The sequence below is a fragment of the Archangium gephyra genome, from assembly GCF_049060025.1.
GTDB classification, from domain to species: Bacteria; Myxococcota; Myxococcia; order Myxococcales; family Myxococcaceae; genus Archangium; species Archangium gephyra_A.
In genome coordinates this window covers 3757211-3776462 of the sequence record NZ_JBMEQQ010000002.1, presented here as the reverse complement: position 1 = coordinate 3776462, position 19252 = coordinate 3757211, and the positions used below count along the sequence as shown (strand labels likewise).

General features: G+C 70.5%; 15 protein-coding genes and 2 pseudogenes. 9 read left to right on the top strand and 8 right to left on the bottom strand.

The window, feature by feature from the left end:
* Positions 1-32 precede the first annotated feature (32 nt).
* The 4 genes and pseudogenes from ACN28I_RS16300 to ACN28I_RS16285 all read left to right on the top strand — a co-directional run bounded on the left by ACN28I_RS16300 (position 33) and on the right by ACN28I_RS16285 (position 3078).
* A complete protein-coding gene (locus ACN28I_RS16300; protein ID WP_420942934.1) occupies positions 33-872 on the top strand; it encodes a hypothetical protein in 840 nt (279 codons plus the stop codon).
* Positions 873-878: 6 nt separating this feature from the next.
* The gene (locus ACN28I_RS16295) at positions 879-1787 is read left to right on the top strand and encodes a type VI immunity family protein (RefSeq protein ID WP_420942933.1); all 909 of its coding nucleotides are present in this window, start codon (positions 879-881) and stop codon (positions 1785-1787) included.
* A 114-nt stretch (positions 1788-1901) separates the two neighbouring features.
* Positions 1902-2012, top strand: a pseudogene (locus ACN28I_RS16290) (DTW domain-containing protein); the annotation flags it as partial.
* 70 nt (positions 2013-2082) lie between these two features.
* A complete protein-coding gene (locus ACN28I_RS16285) occupies positions 2083-3078 on the top strand; it encodes a DTW domain-containing protein (RefSeq protein ID WP_420942932.1) in 996 nt (331 codons plus the stop codon).
* A gap of 66 nt (positions 3079-3144) precedes the next feature.
* On the opposite strand, the gene ACN28I_RS16280 is transcribed toward ACN28I_RS16285, so the two are convergent.
* The 3 genes from ACN28I_RS16280 to ACN28I_RS16270 form a co-directional block, all read right to left on the bottom strand.
* Positions 3145-4227 carry a cytochrome-c peroxidase gene (locus ACN28I_RS16280; RefSeq protein WP_420942931.1) on the bottom strand — a complete coding sequence of 361 codons (1083 nt, stop codon included), beginning with the start codon at positions 4225-4227 and terminating at the stop codon, positions 3145-3147.
* A gap of 186 nt (positions 4228-4413) precedes the next feature.
* Entirely contained in the window at positions 4414-4758 is a 345-nt protein-coding gene (locus tag ACN28I_RS16275; protein ID WP_420942930.1) for a TRL domain-containing protein, read from the bottom strand.
* 74 nt (positions 4759-4832) lie between these two features.
* The gene (locus ACN28I_RS16270) at positions 4833-5852 is read right to left on the bottom strand and encodes an acyltransferase family protein (protein ID WP_420948651.1); all 1020 of its coding nucleotides are present in this window, start codon (positions 5850-5852) and stop codon (positions 4833-4835) included.
* 188 nt (positions 5853-6040) lie between these two features.
* Here ACN28I_RS16270 and ACN28I_RS16265 point away from each other — a divergent pair, with 188 nt between their 5' ends.
* The 4 genes from ACN28I_RS16265 to ACN28I_RS16250 all read left to right on the top strand — a co-directional run bounded on the left by ACN28I_RS16265 (position 6041) and on the right by ACN28I_RS16250 (position 12313).
* Positions 6041-6568, top strand: coding sequence for a hypothetical protein (locus ACN28I_RS16265; RefSeq protein WP_420942929.1), 528 nt, complete (start codon positions 6041-6043; stop codon positions 6566-6568).
* Positions 6568-7689: a cytochrome-c peroxidase gene (locus ACN28I_RS16260; protein WP_420942928.1), complete on the top strand. Its 1122-nt coding sequence runs from the start codon at positions 6568-6570 to the stop codon at positions 7687-7689. The genes ACN28I_RS16265 and ACN28I_RS16260 overlap by 1 nt, the downstream gene beginning before the upstream one ends.
* A 41-nt stretch (positions 7690-7730) precedes the next feature.
* Positions 7731-8135, top strand: a complete 405-nt coding sequence (locus ACN28I_RS16255; protein ID WP_420942927.1) for a hypothetical protein — start codon at positions 7731-7733, stop codon at positions 8133-8135.
* A gap of 95 nt (positions 8136-8230) precedes the next feature.
* A complete protein-coding gene (locus ACN28I_RS16250) occupies positions 8231-12313 on the top strand; it encodes a beta-ketoacyl synthase N-terminal-like domain-containing protein (RefSeq protein ID WP_420942926.1) in 4083 nt (1360 codons plus the stop codon).
* A gap of 22 nt (positions 12314-12335) precedes the next feature.
* On the opposite strand, the gene ACN28I_RS16245 is transcribed toward ACN28I_RS16250, so the two are convergent.
* A complete protein-coding gene (locus ACN28I_RS16245; protein WP_420942925.1) occupies positions 12336-13553 on the bottom strand; it encodes a cytochrome P450 in 1218 nt (405 codons plus the stop codon).
* A 128-nt stretch (positions 13554-13681) separates the two neighbouring features.
* Here ACN28I_RS16245 and fabD point away from each other — a divergent pair, with 128 nt between their 5' ends.
* Positions 13682-15994 (top strand): ACP S-malonyltransferase, encoded by a 2313-nt coding sequence (gene fabD, locus ACN28I_RS16240; RefSeq protein WP_420942924.1) that lies wholly within the window; start codon positions 13682-13684, stop codon positions 15992-15994.
* A 25-nt stretch (positions 15995-16019) separates the two neighbouring features.
* On the opposite strand, the gene ACN28I_RS16235 is transcribed toward fabD, so the two are convergent.
* The 4 genes and pseudogenes from ACN28I_RS16235 to ACN28I_RS16220 form a co-directional block, all read right to left on the bottom strand.
* Positions 16020-17657: an FAD-dependent monooxygenase gene (locus ACN28I_RS16235; RefSeq protein ID WP_420942923.1), complete on the bottom strand. Its 1638-nt coding sequence runs from the start codon at positions 17655-17657 to the stop codon at positions 16020-16022.
* On the bottom strand, positions 17654-18454 hold the full coding sequence (locus ACN28I_RS16230; RefSeq protein ID WP_420942922.1) for a hypothetical protein: 801 nt from the start codon (positions 18452-18454) through the stop codon (positions 17654-17656). Before ACN28I_RS16230 ends, ACN28I_RS16235 begins: the two co-directional genes overlap by 4 nt.
* Positions 18451-18795 (bottom strand): thioesterase II family protein, encoded by a 345-nt coding sequence (locus ACN28I_RS16225; protein ID WP_420942921.1) that lies wholly within the window; start codon positions 18793-18795, stop codon positions 18451-18453. The genes ACN28I_RS16230 and ACN28I_RS16225 overlap by 4 nt, the downstream gene beginning before the upstream one ends.
* A gap of 175 nt (positions 18796-18970) precedes the next feature.
* A pseudogene (locus tag ACN28I_RS16220) lies at positions 18971-19249 on the bottom strand (thioesterase II family protein); the annotation flags it as partial.
* Between the last annotated feature and the right edge of the window lie 3 nt (positions 19250-19252).

The following is a 19252-nucleotide window of genomic DNA, read 5'->3' as shown; positions in this document are numbered from 1 at the left end:
ATTGCGCGCGGAGCAGGTTGCCGGGGTGGCTGATGCTCCTGGCCGTACTCCAGGCGGGGTGCCTGTCGGAACTGGACTCGGTGGAGGTGGTGGGGGAGTGCGGCCCGAGGGATCTGACGCCCGAGTGCTGCCTCAAGCAGAACCCCGGCCAGTGGGAGCGTTGCACCGGCTCGTCCGAGATGGCGCGGGTGGCCGAGACGGCGCAGCGCTCCGCTTCCTCGGGCATGAAGGCGGTGGCCGGCGCCACGGCGGCGGTCATGGGGGCGGCGATGAGACCCCAGATCAACTCGGCCGAGCGACGGGGCGTGGCGTTGGCCACGGACCTGCTCGCGAAGGTGGAGAGGGAGATCGAGCGGTGTGTGCGCCGGGCGGACCAGAAGGTCAACGACTACCACTTCAACGGCAGGAGCCCGAGCTGGGAGATCTGCCAGCAGGTGAAGGTGGGGGAGCGGACGACCTGGGCCGCGTACCTGGGGCTCTTCAAGCACGAGGAGTCCTGGCCTTGCCTGCGCGAGGCGTTGGACAAGCTGCTGCCCGAGCGCTACCTGCTGCACCCCCGTTTCCAGCTAGATGATGTGACTGGTTCGTGGAAGTTCTTGAAAGAACAAGAGGTCAAAGAGCTTGTGTCAAAGTACGGTTGGAAAGGGCTGTGGGGCACCATCGAGCCGGACGTCGTTCTCATGGATGCGAAGGGATTCATCGTCCATGTATACGATCTCAAGTTTCCCTGCCCCAAGGCTAATGACGCTCAGTGGGAAAGATACAGGGGAGGTCGTTGGAAGGATGAAACACAAGGCCGTGTCTATGATGATGCCCTTCAAGTGAAACCCAGGCTCGTTTCTCCACGACAGGGAGTAGTACGGAAGGAGTAGGAAGAAATGCCGCCCAAGCGATACCCGAGATTGCGGCACCGCGATTTTCGCGGTGGGCTGGTCACGAGCGATGCCGTGGTCATGTGCTTCTACATGCAGCATCCCAACGAGCGGATAGCACCCGCCGTCATCCGTACCATGGAGCTCTTCCGCGAACGGATACGTCCCTACCAACTCGCCTGGTACTCTGGTGATGGACAAGCCGAGTCACTCGATGACTCCGCATGGGAGGCAATCCGCAAGGAAACGCTGCATCCAGGCCCTGACATGGCCGCCTTCGTACAACTGTGGGAGGACCCCGGCAGGTTCGCTGGATTCCACGTGGACTATAGAGGGCTGGACGTCGTCCCTCTCCCCTGGCCGGACCGGAAGGATGACGTAAGCGTCCTGTACCTGCGCCTGCCCACGGAGTACCTGGAAGAGCAGGGCCCGGAGAGGGTCCGTACTCTGGCCCTCGACCTGGCGGTGGAACTGCCTTTCAACTCGGGATATGTGGATTTCGTCCTCTGCGCGGACACCGGAGAGTTCCATGAAGCCATCGAACTCATCCGGCCGCGCTACCCGGGGGTGCACCTCGCCTCGAACGAGGCGGAGCTGCGCATGAACACCTGGGTGGAGGGCGTGCACTGGATGAACTTCCTCGGGCAGCCGGTGCTCGGGAAGTTAGGCGGTGTGGCGGGGCTGCGTGAGCATCTGTCGCTCCCGGGCATCAGCCTCCAGGAGATGAGCGGGGACCGGGTGCTCATCACGCTCGGCGAGCAGCCGGAAACAGGCGACGTGGAGGCGGGCCAGACGCTCTCCCTCCACCGCGCGCTCGCCCGGCTCCTCGAACCCCATCTCCATCACCGCACAAGGAGGCTGGGCCCCATGCGCCCCGAGGACATGCTCCGCTGGGAGCGCCGCTTCCTGGACTGACGAGCCCCTCGCTCCCTCGTCCCCCTCCAGGCGGCCGGGCACGCCGGGCCTTCCCTGGCCCCCTTCCCGCCGCCAGACCTTGCCGCCCCCCCGAGGAGCCGTTAAAGCGGCGGGGTGCGCTCCCTCTGTCTCCGATGCCTGCGTCCCCAGTCCACGTGCTACTGCGCGCGCGTGCCCCAGGTGGACTCGCGCACGCGGGTCGTCTTCCTGCAGCACCCCCGTGAGCGGCGGGTGGCCATCGGCACGGCCCGCATGGCGCACCTGTCGCTGCCCAACTCCGAGCTTCCACATCGGCGTGGACTTCTCCGGCCATGCCCGGCTCGAGGCGCTCGCCGCCCATCCCGAGCGCGTCGCCGTCCTCTTCCCCGGCGAGGAGGCCATCCCCCTGGAGGAGGCGCGGCTGAACCCTCCCGAGACGCTCATCGTGGTGGACGGCACCTGGCCGCTGGCGCGCAAGCTGGTGAAGACGAACCCGCTGCTGGCCGGGTTGCCGCGCATCGGCTTCGTCCCGCGCCGCCCGAGCAACTACCGCATCCGCGCCGAGCCGGCCGAGCACTGCGTCTCCACCATCGAGGCGGTGGTCGAGGTGCTCGGCGCGCTCGAGGGCCACCAGGAGCGCTTCGACTCCCTGCTGCAACCCTTCGAGTTCATGGTGGACACGCAGCTCGACCGCCAGGAGACCCGGACGGATCCGCCGCGCAAGCGCCTCTACAAGTCCGCGTGGCAGCCGCCCCTGGAGCTGCGCACCATCGCCGAGAACTTCGAGCACCTCGTGCTGCTCTACGCGGAGGCCAACGCCCACCCCGCCGAGCAGGCCCTTCCCTCCGAGCTGGTGCACCTGGTGGCGATGCGCCCGGCCACGGGGGAGTGCTTCGAGGCCGTGCTCGCCCCGCGCCAGCCGCTGGCGCGCAGCACCTCCCTGCACGTGGAAATGCCGGAGGAGCGGTTGCTGGCGGGCGAGCCCGTGGAGTCCGGGCTCGCGCGTTTCCAGGCCTTCCTGCGCCCGGGCGACAAGCTCGCGGTGTGGACGACGTTCGCGTTGGATCTGCTGCGGCGCGACGGCTTCCCGGTGCCCGAGGCGGTGAACGTGCGGCTCGCGTGCGCGCGGGCGCTCAAGAACAAGACGGGCGGGGTGGAGCAGGGGGCGGAGCAGCTCGGCTCGCGGCTTCCCGAGCAGTGGGCCCTGGGGCGCGCCGGGCGGCGCATCGCGGCCCTGGAGGCGGTGGTCCGGGCCCTCGACGAGCGCGGCCGGGCCACCCAACCCCCGCCCCGGCAGCGGATGGCGTCGTAGCCACTCCCGCCGGGCGGAGGACCCCCGCGTCACCCAAGGGGGCGCGGGGGCGGGTACTTCAGGGGATTACGTCGGATCCGGCTTCGGCGTCTTGGGGCCGCTGGCCGGCAGCTTCGGCTTGGCGATGTAGCTCTTGGGCAGCTCGCCGGTGAGCGCGTCGAGGAAGGTCACGATGTGCTTCGTGTCCTCGTCGCTGATCTGCTTGCCGAACTGGTGCTGGGCCATCAGCTTCACGGCCGTCTGCAGATCCTTCACCGAGCCGTCGTGGAAGTAGGGCGCCGTCTTGGCCACGTTGCGCAGGGTGGGGACGCGGAACATCATCCGGTCCGACTCCTGCTTGGTGTGATCGAAGCGGCCCTGGTCCTTGGACTGGTAGGGCAGCACGAGGCCGAGCTTCTGGAGGGAGCCGCCCATGGCGGGGCCGCTGTGGCAGGTCTGGCAGCCCTGATCCATGAACTTCTTGAGGCCCACCTTCTCCGCCTCGGTGAGCGCGTTCTCGTCACCGGTCAGGTACTTGTCGAAGCGCGAGGGCGTGACGAGCTGACGCTCGAAGGCGCCAATGGCCAGACCGAGGTTGTTGTAGGTGACGGGATCGGCCTCGCCCGGGAAGGCCTTCTGGAAGGCCGTGACGTAGCCGGGGATGGACTTGAGCGTCTCGACGACGCGCGCCTCACTGGGCATCGCCATCTCGACGGGGTTGAGGATGGGGCCCTTGGCCTGCTCCTCGAGGTTGGGGGCGCGGCCATCCCAGAACTGCAGGACGTGGCCACCGGCGTTGTACACGGTGGGCGAGTTGCGGCCGCCGAGCTGCTTCTTGTGGCCCGGCGAGAAGGGCTTGCCGTCCACGCCGTACTTGTTCAGGTCGTGGCAGCTATTGCAGGAGAGGTCGTGGTTCTTCGAGAGGCGGTTCTCGAAGTAGAGCATCCGCCCCAGCTCCACCTTCTCCGCGGTGATGGGGTTCTTGGCGTCCTCGAAGCGGGCCGGCAGCGCCTTGAAGACGGTGAGCAGGGCGCGGTCGATGACGGCCTTCTGGACGGCCGGAGACGCGGGGGCGGCCGGAGCGGCCGGCTTGGCCGCCTGCGCGAAGGCAGCGGCGCCCGCGGTCGCGGCGACCAGGACGAGGGGTCGAACGAGGGTCTTGAGTTTCATGGGGTCTGCTCTCTCACTGAGCTTCGCGGCCAGAGAGTGGGGGGAGGCCGGAAGCCAACGGAAAGTAGCAGTCTCGGGGGCTCGGGGGAAACGCGGTGCGGCAGGGTGCCCCGGGGCTGAGCCCTCGGCCGGGCGGGAAGCCGCGTCCCTCGGCCTCGTGGGCGGGGACGCGGCACCGGGGAACTGCTACTCGCCGTAAACGATGGCGCAGTACTTGGCGTAGAAGCCGAGGATGTTCTCGAACCGGTAGTCGATGTGGCTGACGCGGTTGATGTTGGCCTTGCGCGCCGTCTCGTGCACGCCAGCGTCACCCGTGGTGATGATGCCGAGGATGGACGTCACGCAGCCCTCGCCGGACTTCGAGCCCAGCCGGGTCTGCTCATTGATGAAGTTGTTGCCGGTGACGTTGGCGTACAGGGTGGAGAAGCCGATCGCGCCAGGACCGGCGAAGGCGATGCCCGCGCAGCCGGACAGGCCGGTGGTGGCAACGCAGAGGACGGCAACGGCGGACAGCTTGCGCAGCAGGTGCATGTTTCCTCGCTTGAACTGCCTGGGAGTGAAGCGGCACGGCATCTACCCGTGCGCGGAGTGGATGTAAATCCCCTCTAGATGCGCTGGCCGGAACGGAGGGCGGCGCCGACCAGGGGGACGGGGCGTGCGCGCCACGTGGTGGCATCGGAGGAGGGGCGGCCCCCGCGCACCAGGTTCCACAGGCGGGCCACGGCGAAGCACACCGCGAGCAGTGCGAGGCCCACGCCCAGGGCGGGCAGCAGTCCCAGGGTGGGGCCCAGGCGCCCGGCGAGGCCCGCCGTGCCCGCCCAGCCGTAGACGAGCGGCAGGTGCAGCACGTAGACCCAGAGGGACGCTCGGCCCAGGGGAGCCAGCAGGCCGGAGATGACCCGGGGCAGCAGGTTGATGGCGCCCAGCACCAGGAATCCCTGACCCACGCGGAAGGCCACGAGCCACGCGCTGGTGGGGCTCCAGTCCGAGGGCAGCTGGCGCGTGAGCAGCAGCAGTCCCGCGCCGAGCGCCAGCAGGGCCAGGCCCTGGGGCCAGCCGGGCCGCAGCAGCCGCAGCAGGTGGGCCGCGAGCGCGCCGGCGAAGAAGAAGCCCGCCCACGGGAAGAGCGGGAAGCGCGCGCCCGGCATGCCCACCGCCTGCCGCAGCTCCACGGGCCAGCCGGTGGCGGCGCCCCACATCCAGGTGCTCGCCAGGGGGATGCCCACGGCGAGCACGGCGAGGGCCAGGGCCCGCGTCCAGGTACCGCGCGCCATCACCAACACGGCCGCGCCCACCAGCAGGCTCACCGCGATGCTCTGCAGCGCGTCGAAGGCGAAGACGAGCGAGCGCAGCGGCTCGCCCCAGCCGAGCGCATGGGCGGTGTCCCAGCCCGGCCAGTGCACCAGGTAGCCGAGGAAGAGCAGCAGCAGCGCGCGACGCGCCCGGCGGCCGAAGGTCCGGCCCGCGCTCTCCTGGGAGGTGCCGAGCGCGGCCACCACCGCGAAGCCGGCCACCAGCAGGAAGAGGGGAGCGGTGACGCCGCGCAGCTCCCAATAGCGCTGGATCCATTCGTCGGCGCGCAGCTCCGGCGAGAGCAGCGCGTCCAGCGTGTGCCCCAACACCATCGCCACCACGGCCAATCCTCGTGCCCCGTCGAGTCCGGGGTGACGCGAGGAGGGTTTGCGGAGATCGAAGAGGGAAGTACCGGGGCGGGTCACGGATCGTAAGCATACGTGCAAGCGGGCCGCTCGTCTCGAAAACGGCCTCCGGGACGCTGACGCGGGCCCCCAGGGGTGGTGTCATGGCGCGTCATATGACCGTCCGTGAAAACCTCCTGGCCGTGGTGTGTCTGTCGTTGCTCGTGCCTCTCTCCGCCCGGGGCGCGGAGCCCGGGAGGGCCTCCGGGGACGACTGGTTCGGGCAGGACAAGGCGCTGCACTACAGCCTCAGCGTGGGGCTGGCCGGCGCGGGGTACGCCGGTGGGGCGCTGCTCTTCGAGGCCCCCGAGGCACGGTGGCTCTCCGGCGCGGGCGTGGCGCTCGGCGCGGGCGTGGCGAAGGAGATCTACGACGCCGGGCGCGGGACCCACTTCTCCTTCAAGGACCTGACGTGGGACGTGCTGGGGACGGCCACCGGGCTCGGCCTGTCCTGGGCCGTGGACCGGCTCTTCTTCCAGCGCGACGCCGGGGCGCCTGCTTCCCAGGCGGACAGGGCAGGGCTCCCAGGAGGGAGGCGTCCCACCCTGGCCGTGTCGTTGAACGCGGGGGGTCATCCCCAAGGGGGGCGTGGTGATGGTAGGAATGGCGCGGTGGTACTGCTCCTCTTGGGAGGTGGGTGGTGATGATGCGGAATCGGTTCTGGCTCGGCGTCGGATTGGTATCCCTGGGCGCCTTCTCTTCCTCGTGCAGCAAGGAGCCCGCTCCGCCCGAGTCCCCCGCCGCCGCCGCGGCTGCTCCGGCGCCCGCGCCCGCTCCTGCTCCCGAGGAGCCGCCGAAGCCGAGGATGAGCTACGCGAAGCTCCTCTCCTTCTTCCGCCAGCCGGCCTCCGTGAAGGCCGTCAAGGCGGAGGACACCGAGGCGCAGATCGCCCTGGGGCGCCTGCTCTTCTTCGAGAACCGCCTCTCGAAGAACCACGACATCTCCTGCAACAGCTGCCATGACCTGGCCACCTTCGGCGTGGACGGCAAGCCCACCTCCGAGGGCCACAAGGGCCAGAAGGGCACCCGCAACGCGCCCACCGTCTTCCACGCCGCGGGCCACATCGCCCAGTTCTGGGATGGCCGCGCCGCGACGCTCGAGGAGCAGGCCGCCGGTCCGATGATGAACCCGGTGGAGATGGCCATGCCGGACGAGAAGCGCGTGCTGGCCACGCTCAACTCCATCCCTCAGTACGTGAAGGGCTTCAAGCAGTCCTTCCCGGGTGACAAGAAGCCCGTGAACGTGGCCAACGCCGCGCGCGCCATCGCCGCCTTCGAGCGCAAGCTCCTCACCACCGCTCGCTTCGACAAGTTCCTCGCGGGTGACGAGAGCGCCCTCACCGAGCAGGAGCGGCGCGGGTTGGAGCTCTTCGCCGCCTCGGGCTGCACCACGTGCCACAACGGGCCGGCGGTGGGTGGCACCTCCTTCCAGAAGCTGGGCCTCATCGAGGAGTACCCCACCGGGGACAAGGGCCGCTTCGAGGTGACGAAGAACGAGGAGGATCTGCACAAGTTCCGCGTGCCCACCCTGCGCAACGTGGAGAAGACGGGGCCCTGGTTCCACGACGGCTCCGTGACGGAGCTGCCCCAGGCGGTGCGCCTCATGGCCAGGCACCAGCTCGGCATGACCTTCAGCGACGCCGAGGTGGACGACATCGTGGCCTTCCTGAAGAGCCTCACCGGTGAGTTGCCCGGGCCCGAGGTGCTCGCGCCTCCCGAGCTCCCGCCGAGCACGCGCACCACCCCGAAGCCGGATCCGACGTAAAGGCTCGCCTCCCGGCCTGGGGGGCGCTAGGAAGCGCGGCCATGAGAATGCTCTTCTACGCCCACTCCGGGCTGCGCTACCTCGTGCTCCTGTTGGGGCTGGTTGCCGTCGCGTACTTCGCCTTCGGGCTCGCCACGAAGCGGCCCGTGGACAAGTCCGTGCGCATCCTCGGCTCCAGCTTCGCCGGTCTCCTCGACACGCAGATCCTCCTGGGGATTGCCCTGCTGGGCTCGGGCTGGCCCTTCTACCCGGCGCTCTCGGGCCACCTGGTGATGATGGTGCTGGCGGCGGTGCTGGCGCACGTGCTGCTGGTGATGAACCGGAAGCGTCCCAACCCCGGCTACCTGCTGCCGCTCATCGGCGTGGGCGGGGCGCTCGTGCTCGTCATCGGCGGCATCCTGGCCATCGGCCGGAGCCTGGTGGGCACCACCCCCATCGGCGGCTGACGGCTCTCCGGCAGAACGGCTTTCCTTCGTTTCAGCACGAATGTACCGTTCCTTTGTTGGCGGTTGGAGGTTTGACCGTACAGGGGAACTCCGTCATGGCTGAACTCGAGGGGATTGCCGTCGTAGGCATTTCCGGCCGGCATCCCGGTGCGGAGGACGTGAAGTCCTTCTGGGTGGAGCTGGTGGGGGCCGAGTGCTTCGAGCCGGGCTTCTTCGGCCTCCTGTCAGGGAACGCGGAGGGGATGGAGCCGCGGCAGCGGCACGTGCTGGAGCAGTGCTGGGCGGCCCTGGAGGACGCGGGGCTGCCGGGCTCGGCGTCCGGAGGCACGCGGGCCGGGGTGTTCCTGGGGCTGAGTCCCTCCGCCGGTGGTGGCACCGCGGTACTGTCCGCCTGGCTGTCCCGGTTCCCCGCGCTGGAAGGGTCCGCGCTCACCGTGGACGCGGAGTGCACGTCCTCGCAGGCCGCCATCCAGCAGGCGTGTCAGCAGCTACGCGCGGGGCTGGTGGACCTGGCCATCGCGGGCGGGGTCTCCGCCGGGTCCGTTCCCCCCGGGAGCGTGGGCGTGGTGGTGCTCAAGCCCCTGGCGAAGGCGCTCGCCGCGGGAGACCACATCCATGGCGTCATCAGCGCCCGAGGCCGCCGCGAGGTGCACCCCTCGCCCCTCTCCGACGTACCTTCCGCGCCACCGCGGCACCTGCCCGGCAACGCGGTCCTGCTCGAGACGGTGTGGCACGCGGAGGGGCCGCACGAGACTCCCGGCACGCCGGAGCTGCACGGCAACCTGATCGTGCTCGTCAATGAGGAGACGCTCTCCCTGGCCGACGCGGTGCTCGCGCCCTGGCGGGGGACGCGCCCGTTCCTGATCTCCGACCGGGTACCGACGAAGAGCCAGGGCTCCCGGGTGGATGCGATCCTGGACTTCGACAGCCACGAGGCCGGTGTCCGGCTCGGCCAGCAGTTCGACGCCCGGGGCGGGTGGATCGCGGGCATCATCGACCTGTCCGACCTGCGCACCAGCGGCGAGCCGCGAGGCGCCCTGACGGAGCGGGTGGCCGGACGGCTCGGTCTGCTCCAGACGCTGCTGCGGCGCTGCCGGAGCGAGTCCTTCCCCCTGCTGCACGTCACCCGGGGACTCCGGCCCTTCGCCTGGTCTGGTCCGCTCGACGCGGGTGGCGCAGTGATGGCCGCCCTGGTGGGCAAGCTCGGCGCCGAATACTCGAACCTCCAGGCGCGCACGGTGGACGTGGATTGCTCCCTCACCGAGCCCGGCGCGCTGGTGGAGGTGATCCGCCAGGAGCTCGCCACGCGGGATGTCCACGGGGAGGTGCTCCACCGGCTGGGCCGCAGGTACGTGCCGCGGCTGCGTCCGCTCCAGAACCCACCCGGAGCCGTGCCGCGCATCTCCGCCGACAAGGTGTACGTCATCACGGGGGGCGTGCGGGGGATCGGCCTGGAGGTGGCGCGCCATCTCGTCTCCAAGGGCGCACGGCGGCTGGTCCTCATGGGCGTGCAGCCGCTGCCGCCGCGGGAGCAGTGGCCCACGCTCCTGGGCGATCCCCAGACTCCGAAGAACCTGCGCGACCGCCTCGCGCCGCTGCATGCGCTCGAGTCCCAGGGCGTCACCCTGCGCGTCCACACGGGGGCCCTGACCGATGACGCCGCGCTCGACGCGCTCTTCCGGGAGGTCCGCGCCGGCCTGGGCCCCATCGCCGGCTGCTTCCACTCCGCGGGGGTGGTGTTCTTCGAGCCACCCGCCTTCACCAGCAAGCCCCCGGACACCCTGCGCCAGGTGCTGGAGCCCAAGGTGGCCGGCCTGAAGGCCCTGGAGCGGGCGCTCGCTCCGGATGCGCTCGACTTCTTCGTCCTCTTCTCCTCGGTGTCGAGCGTGGTGCCCGCGCTGTCGGTGGGCATCGCGGACTACGCCGCCGCCAACGGCTTCATGAACCTGCTGGCCGAGCAGCGCCGCGCCCAGGGCCGCACCGGCTACCAGTCCATCATCTGGCCCAACTGGAAGGAGGTGGGCATGGGCGAGGTGGGCAGCGTGACCTACCGGGCGCTCGGTTTCACCGCCCACTCCACGGCCGAGGGCCTGGCGATGCTCGACGCGGCCATGGCCTCCGGTTGTGCCGTGCCCCTGCCCGCCCTCGTGGACCCGGACCGGTTCGACGCCGGCTCGTTGCTGCAACTCCGCTCGCGGCCGGCACCTCCTCGCGCCGTGGCCGCCGCGCCGAAGCAGGCCGTCCAGCCCGTGCCCACCGTTCCCGCTCCCGCGGAACCGGTCCAGGTTCCAGCTCCGGTTGCAGTCGCGGCCGTGGCTCCGGCTCCGGCCGCCGCTCCCGCCTCCGTGGCTCCGGACCTGGGGGCCTATGCCCTGGATTGGCTCCGCACGCTCTTCTCCCGGGAGCTCAAGCTGTCCATGCGGCAGTTGGATCCGAACGCGAGCTTCGACTCCTTCGGCGTGGACTCCATCCACATCATCGACCTGATGGTGTTCATGGACCGGTGGCTGGGCATGAAGCTGGACCCGAGCCTGCCCCTCCTCCACCCGACGCTGGCGGAGCTGAGCGGCCATTTCGTGGCCACGTACCCCGGTGCCGTGCGGGCCGCGTTCGAGGCCGAGCATCCGGAGTTCTCCCGTGCGCGTCCGCCAGAGCCAGCGCCCGTTCCCAGGGTGGAGGCCGCACCTCCTCCAGCCCCCGGTGTCTCCTCCGCACCGCGAGCGGTGGCCGTGCCACGTCCGGCCGCCGCCGTGTCCTCCCCGGTGCCGCACGGCCTCGAGCCGATCGCGGTGATCGGCATGGCCTGCCACTTCCCGGGCTCGCCCGGCCTGGAGGCCTACTGGCACACCCTGCGCGAGGGGCACGACCGCATCACCGAGGTGCCCCCGGAGCGCTGGCGCATCGAGGACTTCCATGCCTCCACCCACCAGCCGGGCAGGAGCATCAGCCGGTGGGGCGGCTTCATCGAGGGCATCGAGCTCTTCGACCCGCGGTACTTCGGCATCGCCGAGCAGGACGCGCCGTGCATCGATCCCCTGATGCGCCAGTTCCTGGAGGTCAGCGTGCAGTGCTTCCAGCACGCGGGCTACAACCGGAGCGAGCTGGCCGGCAGGCCGGTGGGTGTGTTCGCCGGGTCGCGGATGAGCAGCTACGCCTCGCGCATGCCGGCGCCGACGCGCCATGGCGTCATCGGCTCGGGGCAGAACTTCATCGCCGCCCACGTGTCCCACTTCTTCGATTTGAAGGGGCCCGGCGTGGTGGTGGACACGGCGTGCTCGTCGTCGCTGATGGCGGTGCACCTGGCCTGTCAGAGCCTGCGCTCGGGTGAGTCCGAGCTGGCGCTCGCCGGTGGGGTCGACATCCTGCTCGACGAGTCCGTCTACCTCACGCTCAGTGAGAGCCGTGCCCTGTCCCGGGACGGGCGGTGCAAGACGTTCGACGAGAAGGCCGACGGCTTCGTGCCGGGGGAGGGCGCCGGGGTGCTCCTGCTCAAGCCCCTGCGCAAGGCCCTGGCGGAAGGAGATCGCGTCTACGGCGTCATCGACGCCACCGCCGTCAACAACGACGGGCACACCATGGGCATCACCACGCCGGATCCCGCGGGCCAGCGCGCCGTCATCCAGGCGGCGCTGCGCGCGAGCGGTGTGGAGCCCCGCACCATCAGCTACGTGGAGGCGCACGGCACGGGGACGATGATCGGCGATCCCATCGAGCTGAGGGCGCTCACCGAGGTCTTCTCCGCGTCCACGGCGCGCACGGGCTTCTGCGCGGTGGGCAGCGTGAAGAGCAACTTCGGGCACCTGTTGAGCGCGGCGGGCATCTCCGGGCTCATCAAGGTGGTGCTCTCGCTGATGCACCGCGAGCTGCCGCCCACGCTGCACTGCCACACCCCCAACCCCCGCTTCCGCTTCGACGCGTCGCCCTTCTTCCCCAACACGCGGCTGCGTCCGTGGGAGCCGCTGGAGGGCGTGCGCCGCGCCGGCCTCAGCTCGTTCGGCTTCGGCGGCACCAACGCGCATGCCCTGCTGAGCGAGGCTCCCGAGGGCCAGACTCCCGTGCGGGCGCCGCTGCCGCCCGTCGTCTTCTCGCGCAAGCGCTACTGGTTGGAGAAGCCCGGGCCGGCCGCGCCTCGCACCCGGCGGCCCCTCATCGCGCTGGAGTTCGACGCCTCCGCGTGAGAGGGGCCCCGAGGGGTGAGCCTCAGCTCCAGGCCACCGGGAACGTGGACAGGCCCCGGAAGCTGAGGTTCATGTTCCAGTCCTCGTGGCTGTTCTTCGGGCGGATGTTGGGGATGCGCCGGAAGAGCACCTCGAAGGCGATGGGGATCTCCATCCGCGCCAGGAAGGCGCCCGGGCACACGTGGTTGCCCGAGCCGAAGCCCAGGTGCGGGTTCTTCTCGCGGTCGAGCAGCAGCTCATCCGCCCGCTCGAAGACGGAGGCGTCGCGGTTGGCGGACACCACCATCGGCATCACGCCCTGGCCCTTCTTGATCAGCTTGCCGCCCAGCTCGATGTCGCACGCGGCGATGCGGGTGGGCGCCTGGGCCGGCGAGGTGTAGCGGTAGAGCTCCTCGGCGGCCTGCCGGTTGATCTCGGGGTTCTTCCTGAGGCGCGCCAACTGCTCCGGGTGCTTGAAGATCGCGAGCAGGCCGGTGCTGATGACGTTCTGCGTGGTGGTGTGGCCGCCCGCGAGCAGCAGCACCATCTGGGCCACCACCTCCTCCAGCGTCAGCTTGTTCTCCTCGCGCCAGGCCTTGACCAGGAAGGAGATGAAGTCCTCGCGGGGCTGGTCGATGCGCGACTGGATGGCCCGGGTGATGTAGTCCGTCATGCCCAGCAGGGCTTCCTGGCCCTTGAGCATGATCTCCAGGTTGTCGATGCGGCCGGTGGCGTGCGCCAGGTCCACGCTCCACTTCTTGAAGGTGGGCAGATCCGCGCGGTCCATGCCGAGGATCTCCACGGAGAAGAGGAGCGCGGGCAGGGCGTAGGCGTAGTCGTTGACGAAGTCCATCTCGCCCTGGTCCTGGACCTGGGTGATCAACCACTCGGCCGTCTGCCGGGCGCGGAGCTGGATGTCCTTGAGGTTCTCCGGGCGGAAGGCCTGGTTGATGAGGCCGCGCAGGCGCTTGTGCTCGGGGTTGTCCTTCATCACCGCCCACATGGAGAAGTGGGTGATGATGGGACGCAGGTGCTGCATGAACTCCTCACGCACCACGAAGGTCTCGCTGCTCTGGCTGGAGAAGCGCGCGGCGTCGCGCAGGCCGGTCTGCACGTCCTCGTAGCGCGTGAGCAGCCAGTGCCGGGTCTCCTCGCTCCAGTAGACGGGCTCCTCCTCGCGCAGCCGCTTGAGGAAGGGGTGGGGGTTGATCTGGAACTCCGGGCTCAGGATGTTGACGTGCAGCTTCTGTCCTTGGCTCATGGTGTGGTGCTCCTGCCGAGGGCCGCGCTCGGCATGGGTGAGGTGGACGGCCGTGAAGGGGTGGCTTCTGCCGGGCGGGGAGGACGGCTACCATGGAGCCTCCGCTCCACACGGTAGGGACTCCAGCCATGACGACGATCATCTTTCCGGGGCAGGGCTCGCAGAAGAGGGGAATGGGCAAGGAGTTGCTCGCGCGCTACCCCGAGCTGGCCGCGCAGGCCGACGCACTGCTGGGCTGGAAGCTGGCGGAGGTCTGCCAGGACGAGCGCCTGGATCAGACGCAGTACACCCAGCCGGTGCTCTTCGTGCTCAACGCGCTCGCATGGCAGGCGAAGCGGGACGAGGGCGCGCGGGAGCCGGACCACGCCGCGGGCCACAGCCTGGGCGAGTACAACGCGCTGCTGGCCGCCGGAGCCTTCGACTTCGCCACGGGGGTCCGCCTGGTGCGCAGGCGCGGAGAGCTGATGGCCCAGGCGCGCGAGGGCGGCATGGCCGCCGTGGTCGGGCTGTCCCCCGAGCGCATCCAGGAGGTGCTCACCCGGATGGGCGTGGACACCGTGGACCTCGCCAATGACAACTCGCCCACCCAGCAGGTGCTGTCCGGCCCCCGGGTGGACCTGGAGCGCGCGGCTCCCGAGCTCAAGGCCGCGGGCGCCAACGTCATCCTCCTCAAGGTGAGCGCCGCCTTCCACTCGCGCTACATGCGCCCCGCGCGCGAGGCCTTCGCGGACTTCCTGCGCGGCTTCTCCTTCGCCCCCCTGCGCTTCCCCGTCATCTCCAACGTGGAGGCCCGGCCCTACGAGCACGGGCGCATCGCCGAGCTGCTCGCCCGGCAGATCGACTCGCCCGTGCGCTGGACGCAGAGCATGCGCTACCTGCTCGGGCTGGGAGAGCAGGAGCTCGTGGAGGTGGGGCACGGCCAGGTGCTGAGCAACCTCCTCAAGCAGATCCGCCAGGCCACGCCCGTGCCCGTGCCTGCTCCGGCGCCTGCTCCCGCGCCGGTGGCGGCCCTGCCGAGCGCTCCACCGCCGCGACCCGCTCCCGCGGCCGAGGTGCGGGGGACCGGCGCCTGGCGCCTGGGCAGCGAGGCCTTCCGGAGTACCTATGGCGTGTACCTCGCCTACTACGCGGGCTCCATGTACAAGGGCATCTCCTCCAAGGAGCTGGTCATCCGCATGGGCCAGGCCGGCCTCATGGGCTTCCTCGGCACCGGCGGCATGCCGCTGGCGCGCGTCGAGGAGGACCTGCTCGCCATCAAGGCCGCGCTGCGCGGCGGCGAGGCCTGGGGGATGAACCTGCTGCACAGCATCGAGCGCCCCGCCCGCGAGGAGGCGCTGGTGGACCTCTACCTGCGCCACGGGGTGCGCAACGTGGAGGCCTCGGCCTACGTGCAGCTCACCCCGGCGCTGGTGCGCTACCGCGTCCAGGGGCTGCGCCGCCTGCCGGATGGCGGCGTCGAGGCTCCCCACCGCATCATCGCCAAGGTCTCCCGGCCCGAGGTGGCCCGCGTCTTCATGAGCCCGCCTCCCCCCGCGCTGCTCGAGGTGCTGGTGCGGGACGGCAAGGTCTCCACCGAGGAGGCCCGGCTGGCGCGGGAGCTTCCCATGGCCGGGGACATCTGCGTGGAGGCCGACTCCGGCGGCCACACGGACCAGGGCGTGGCCAGCACGCTGCTGCCCGCGATGATGAGCCTGCGCGAGCAACTCATGGCGGAGTACGGCTATGCCACGCGCATCCGCGTGGGCGCCGCCGGTGGCATCGGCACGCCCCAGGCTGCCGCGTCCGCCTTCATCATGGGCGCGGACTTCATCGCGACGGGCTCCATCAACCAGTGCACCGTGGAGGCCGCCACCAGCGAGCCCGTGAAGGATCTGCTCGAGACGCTCGACGTGCGGGACGTCGCATACGCGCCCGCGGGCGACATGTTCGAGCTGGGCGCGAAGATCCAGGTGGTGCGCAAGGGGCTCTTCTTCCCGGCCCGCGCCAACCGCCTCTACGCCCTCTACCAGCAGCATGGCTCGCTCGACGAGCTGGACGCGCAGACGCGGCAGCAGCTCCAGGAGAAGTACTTCCACCGCTCCTTCGAGCAGATCTGGGAGGAGACGCGGCGGCACTACCTGCGGGTGGACCCGGAGGTGGTGGAGCGCGCCGAGCGCAACCCCCGCACGAAGATGGCCCTGGTGTTCCGCTGGTACTTCGTCCACACCTCGCGGCTGGCCCTGAGCGGCAGCCGCGAGCAGCGCACGGACTATCAAATCCACTGCGGGTCGGCGCTGGGCTCGTTCAACCAGTGGGTGCGGGGCACGCCCCTGGCCTCGTGGCGCAACCGTCACGTGGACGAGCTCGCCTTCAAGCTCATGGACGCCACGGCCGGGTGGCTGGAGCTGCAGCTCCAGCCCCTGCTGGAGCAGCGGCTCCAGGCCCTGCGCGGGGCGGCGTAGCGGCCACCGCCCCGGGGCCGGAGCCTCACTGGAGGATGGCACCGAAATAGGCATCCAGGCTCTCGGGCGTCTCCAGGGGGAAGCGCGTGGCGATGTAGGCGTCGGGACGGATGAGCACGCAGCCGGCGCCGCGGGCTCCGAGCGCCACGTGGGCCCCGCGGTGTGGATCGCTCCAGGCCTGGCCCAGGCCGTGGGCGTCGAAGCCCGGGGGAATCCTCCCCTCGAAGACGAAGTGGAGGTCCAGCCAGTCCCCGTGGCGCGTGCGTGCGCGGGTACCCAGCGCCCGCATGGCGGCCCCGTCCGGCTGCCCGCCGCTCAGCACCAGGAGCGTGTGGCGCTCCGGCCGCAGCAGCGCGTAGAGCGGGAGGCGCCGCTCCGCGTCCAGGGTGAAGTGGGGCGCGCGATCCCCCGGCAGTGCCAGCGCGTTGCCGAAAGCCCTGCGGGCCGTCCGGACACCGCGGCCATCGAAGGCCGGCTGCACCGCCGGGCTGTGGCGGTAGTGCAGGCCGAGCTGCGAGGTTTTCAGCACGTTGTCCAGGTTCTGCCCGGGCAGGTTCAGCAGCCGCAGCCGCTTCCGGGCCAGGTAGCGGAGGACGGGGTTGGCGCCGAACACCAGCCGGGTGAGCCGGTCGTTCTCCTCGAACATCGAGCGCGCGGCCGCGTGGCGCTCCACGTGGTAGCTGTCCAGCAGCCGCTCGCTCGCCCTGCCCAGCACGCCCAGGCGCAGCTTCCAGGCCAGGTTGAGCGCGTCCACCACGCCCGTGTTGAGGCCCTGCGCGGCGATGGGCGTGTTCACGTGGGCCGCGTCACCCGCGACGAAGACGTTGCCCGCCCGGTAGCTCGTCACCAGGAACTGGCTGGGGTGGTAGTTCGTCAGCCACAGCGGCTCTTCCAGCCGCCAGTCCCCGAAGCCCAGCGGCGTCATGATGCCGCGGAACTCGTCGAGCGTGGGATTCTTCCCCTCGAGGGGAGAGCCGGGCGGGCGCGCGGAGATGAGCCGGTAGTAGCCGCCGCCCAGCGGCAGCACCACGAAGGGGATGCGCTCCAGGATGTAGCCATGGCGCTCGTCGCGGGGCAGCGTCATGTTGGGGATGCGCACGTCCGTCATGATCCAGTTGTCGGAATGCCGCTCGCCGGTGAAGCCGAGCCCGAGCACGGCGCGCACCCGGCTGCGGCCTCCATCGCAGCCCACGAGGAAGCGCGCGCGTAGCTGCTCGCGGGAGCCGTCCGCGCGGACCAGCCCCGCCGTGACACCCGAGGCGTCCTGGTGGAGCTCCTCCAGCCCGGTGGCGCGCTCCACGCGCACCTCCCGCTCCTCCAATACCCGGGCGAGCTCCCGCTCCGTCTGGCCCTGGTGCAGGTGCAGGTAGAAGGGAAACTCGCTCTGGAGCCGGTCGTAGCGCAGCACGGAGGCGCGCTCGGTCCCCACGTTCATGTTCATGCGGCCGGTGGGCACTCCGGCCTGGACGAGCCGCTCCGCCACGCCGAGAAGCTGGAAGAGCTCGAGCGTGCGCGGCTGGAGGGTGATGGCCTTGGACTCGCCGGAGAAGGAGGGGGCCTTGTCGATGAGGCGCACCCGCACGCCCTGCTGGTGGAGCGCGAGCGCGAGGCTGAGCCCCGTGGGGCCCGCGCCCGCGATGAGGACGTCCGTGGAGGGACTCATGCCCGCTCCGCCAGGGCCTTCTCCTTGGGGAGGCCGGACAGGAAGGTGAGCCGCGAGCCCAGGAAGCCCGGCAGGTAGCGCGTCTCCCAGGTGTAGCCCTCGTGGCCGTCCACCTCGCGGATGAGCGCCTCCCACTCCTCGGTGTGGTAGGCCCGCAGGTGCGAGACGATGCCGTCGAAGAAGAAGCACAGCGAGCCGAGCGGGGCCACCGCGCCCAGCAGCGTGCGGCGCAGGCTCAGCGGCCGGATGCCTCCCACGCTGAAGTAGAGGCTGAGCAGCGGCGCCGCGGCGGAGAAGCGCAGGATGGACAGCACATCCCTCTGCACCGGCTCCATGAACACGATGGGCTGCCGCTTGGCCACCGCGTCCGCCAGGATGGCGCGCACCATGGGCGCCTGGAAGTGGTGCACCGCGTTGACGATGAGGCGCAGGCCCGTCATGTGCCCGGGCACGTCCAGCACGTCCACGGACGCGGGCTCGTGCGTCAGGCGCCCGCCGCTCTCCCGCTCCCGCTCCTGGAAGCTCTCGAGCGAGGGGAACTTGTCCGAGAGCACGATGCGGACGTCGTCCCGCCCCATGTGCTGGGAAAGGGCGAGCATGAGCCCCCCATCTCCGGCGCACAGGGCCTGGATGGTCCGCGTCCCCGCCCGCTCCAGCACCTGCGAGATGGCGTCGAAGCCCGCGTCGTACAGCCGGAGCTGGACGGCCATGTGGTGGAGCTGCTCCATGAGCGTCTTGCGGACGGGCGTGGGCAGCCAGGGCATGTCGTTGAATTCGAAGAGGTGTGCGCGGTTCAAGATGCTCTCCAGTTGAAGGAGGGGGGGGGAGGGGGAAGGGCCGCGGCGATGCCCCGCAGCAGCCAGTCGCGGGAGGGGTCCGTGCGCAGGAAGAAGTGGCCGTCCGGCGTCACGTGCTTGTGGAAGGCGCCCGTGGTGAGCGCGCGCCAGGCTTGCGAGCCCTCTTCCGTGACCCGGTCATCCCCGGCACCGTGGAAGACGGTGATGGGGAAGGAGAAGGGCGGCTCGGGCTGGTAGCGGAAGTCCTCCATCAGCTTGAGATCGGCCAGCAGCATGGGCAGCAGGGCGCGTGCGAAGCCAGCGTCCCGGGCCGCCAGCGTCCGGCCTTCTTCCGTGCTCATGAGGATGTCGAGGAGGGGTCCGAGGGGCTCGAGCTTCCCAGGGCCGCGGAATGCCTGGCAGGCCGGCCTCCTGGAAGCGCCGCCGCACCGAAGCCAGGAAGGGCCCGGGGGCGAGGACGGGGGCGTTGGAGCCACCCACCAGCAGGTGCTGGGGCTGGGGCAGGCCGCGGGCCCGCAGCCGGCTCGCGGTGAGGTAGGCGAGCAGGGCGCCGAGGCTGTGCCCGTAGAAGGCGAAGGGTTGATCGAGCCTCGGGACGAGCGCGGCCTCGAGCTGATCCAGCAGCGCCTCGAGCGCGTGGAGGGGCGGCTCGTGGATGCGGCCCTCGCGGCCCGGGAGCTGGACGGGCCAGACCTCGAGGTGCTCGGGCAGCCGCTTCCAATCCAGGTAGAGCGAGGCACCGCCGCCGCCGTAGGGGAAGCAGAACAGGCGCAGGGCGGGCTTCTCGCGGCGCACCAC

What these genes read in the sequence shown, in the direction of transcription:
- ACN28I_RS16265 (WP_420942929.1), top strand. Translation starts at nt 6,041, where the DNA reads ATGACCGTCCGTGAAAACCTCCTGGCCGTGGTGTGTCTGTCGTTGCTC.
- ACN28I_RS16275 (WP_420942930.1), bottom strand. Translation starts at nt 4,758, where the DNA reads ATGCACCTGCTGCGCAAGCTGTCCGCCGTTGCCGTCCTCTGCGTTGCC.
- ACN28I_RS16225 (WP_420942921.1), bottom strand. Translation starts at nt 18,795, where the DNA reads ATGAGCACGGAAGAAGGCCGGACGCTGGCGGCCCGGGACGCTGGCTTC.
- fabD (WP_420942924.1), top strand. Translation starts at nt 13,682, where the DNA reads ATGACGACGATCATCTTTCCGGGGCAGGGCTCGCAGAAGAGGGGAATG.
- ACN28I_RS16260 (WP_420942928.1), top strand. Translation starts at nt 6,568, where the DNA reads ATGATGCGGAATCGGTTCTGGCTCGGCGTCGGATTGGTATCCCTGGGC.
- ACN28I_RS16255 (WP_420942927.1), top strand. Translation starts at nt 7,731, where the DNA reads ATGAGAATGCTCTTCTACGCCCACTCCGGGCTGCGCTACCTCGTGCTC.
- ACN28I_RS16245 (WP_420942925.1), bottom strand. Translation starts at nt 13,553, where the DNA reads ATGAGCCAAGGACAGAAGCTGCACGTCAACATCCTGAGCCCGGAGTTC.
- ACN28I_RS16280 (WP_420942931.1), bottom strand. Translation starts at nt 4,227, where the DNA reads ATGAAACTCAAGACCCTCGTTCGACCCCTCGTCCTGGTCGCCGCGACC.
- ACN28I_RS16300 (WP_420942934.1), top strand. Translation starts at nt 33, where the DNA reads ATGCTCCTGGCCGTACTCCAGGCGGGGTGCCTGTCGGAACTGGACTCG.
- ACN28I_RS16270 (WP_420948651.1), bottom strand. Translation starts at nt 5,852, where the DNA reads ATGGTGTTGGGGCACACGCTGGACGCGCTGCTCTCGCCGGAGCTGCGC.
- ACN28I_RS16250 (WP_420942926.1), top strand. Translation starts at nt 8,231, where the DNA reads ATGGCTGAACTCGAGGGGATTGCCGTCGTAGGCATTTCCGGCCGGCAT.
- ACN28I_RS16235 (WP_420942923.1), bottom strand. Translation starts at nt 17,657, where the DNA reads ATGAGTCCCTCCACGGACGTCCTCATCGCGGGCGCGGGCCCCACGGGG.
- ACN28I_RS16295 (WP_420942933.1), top strand. Translation starts at nt 879, where the DNA reads ATGCCGCCCAAGCGATACCCGAGATTGCGGCACCGCGATTTTCGCGGT.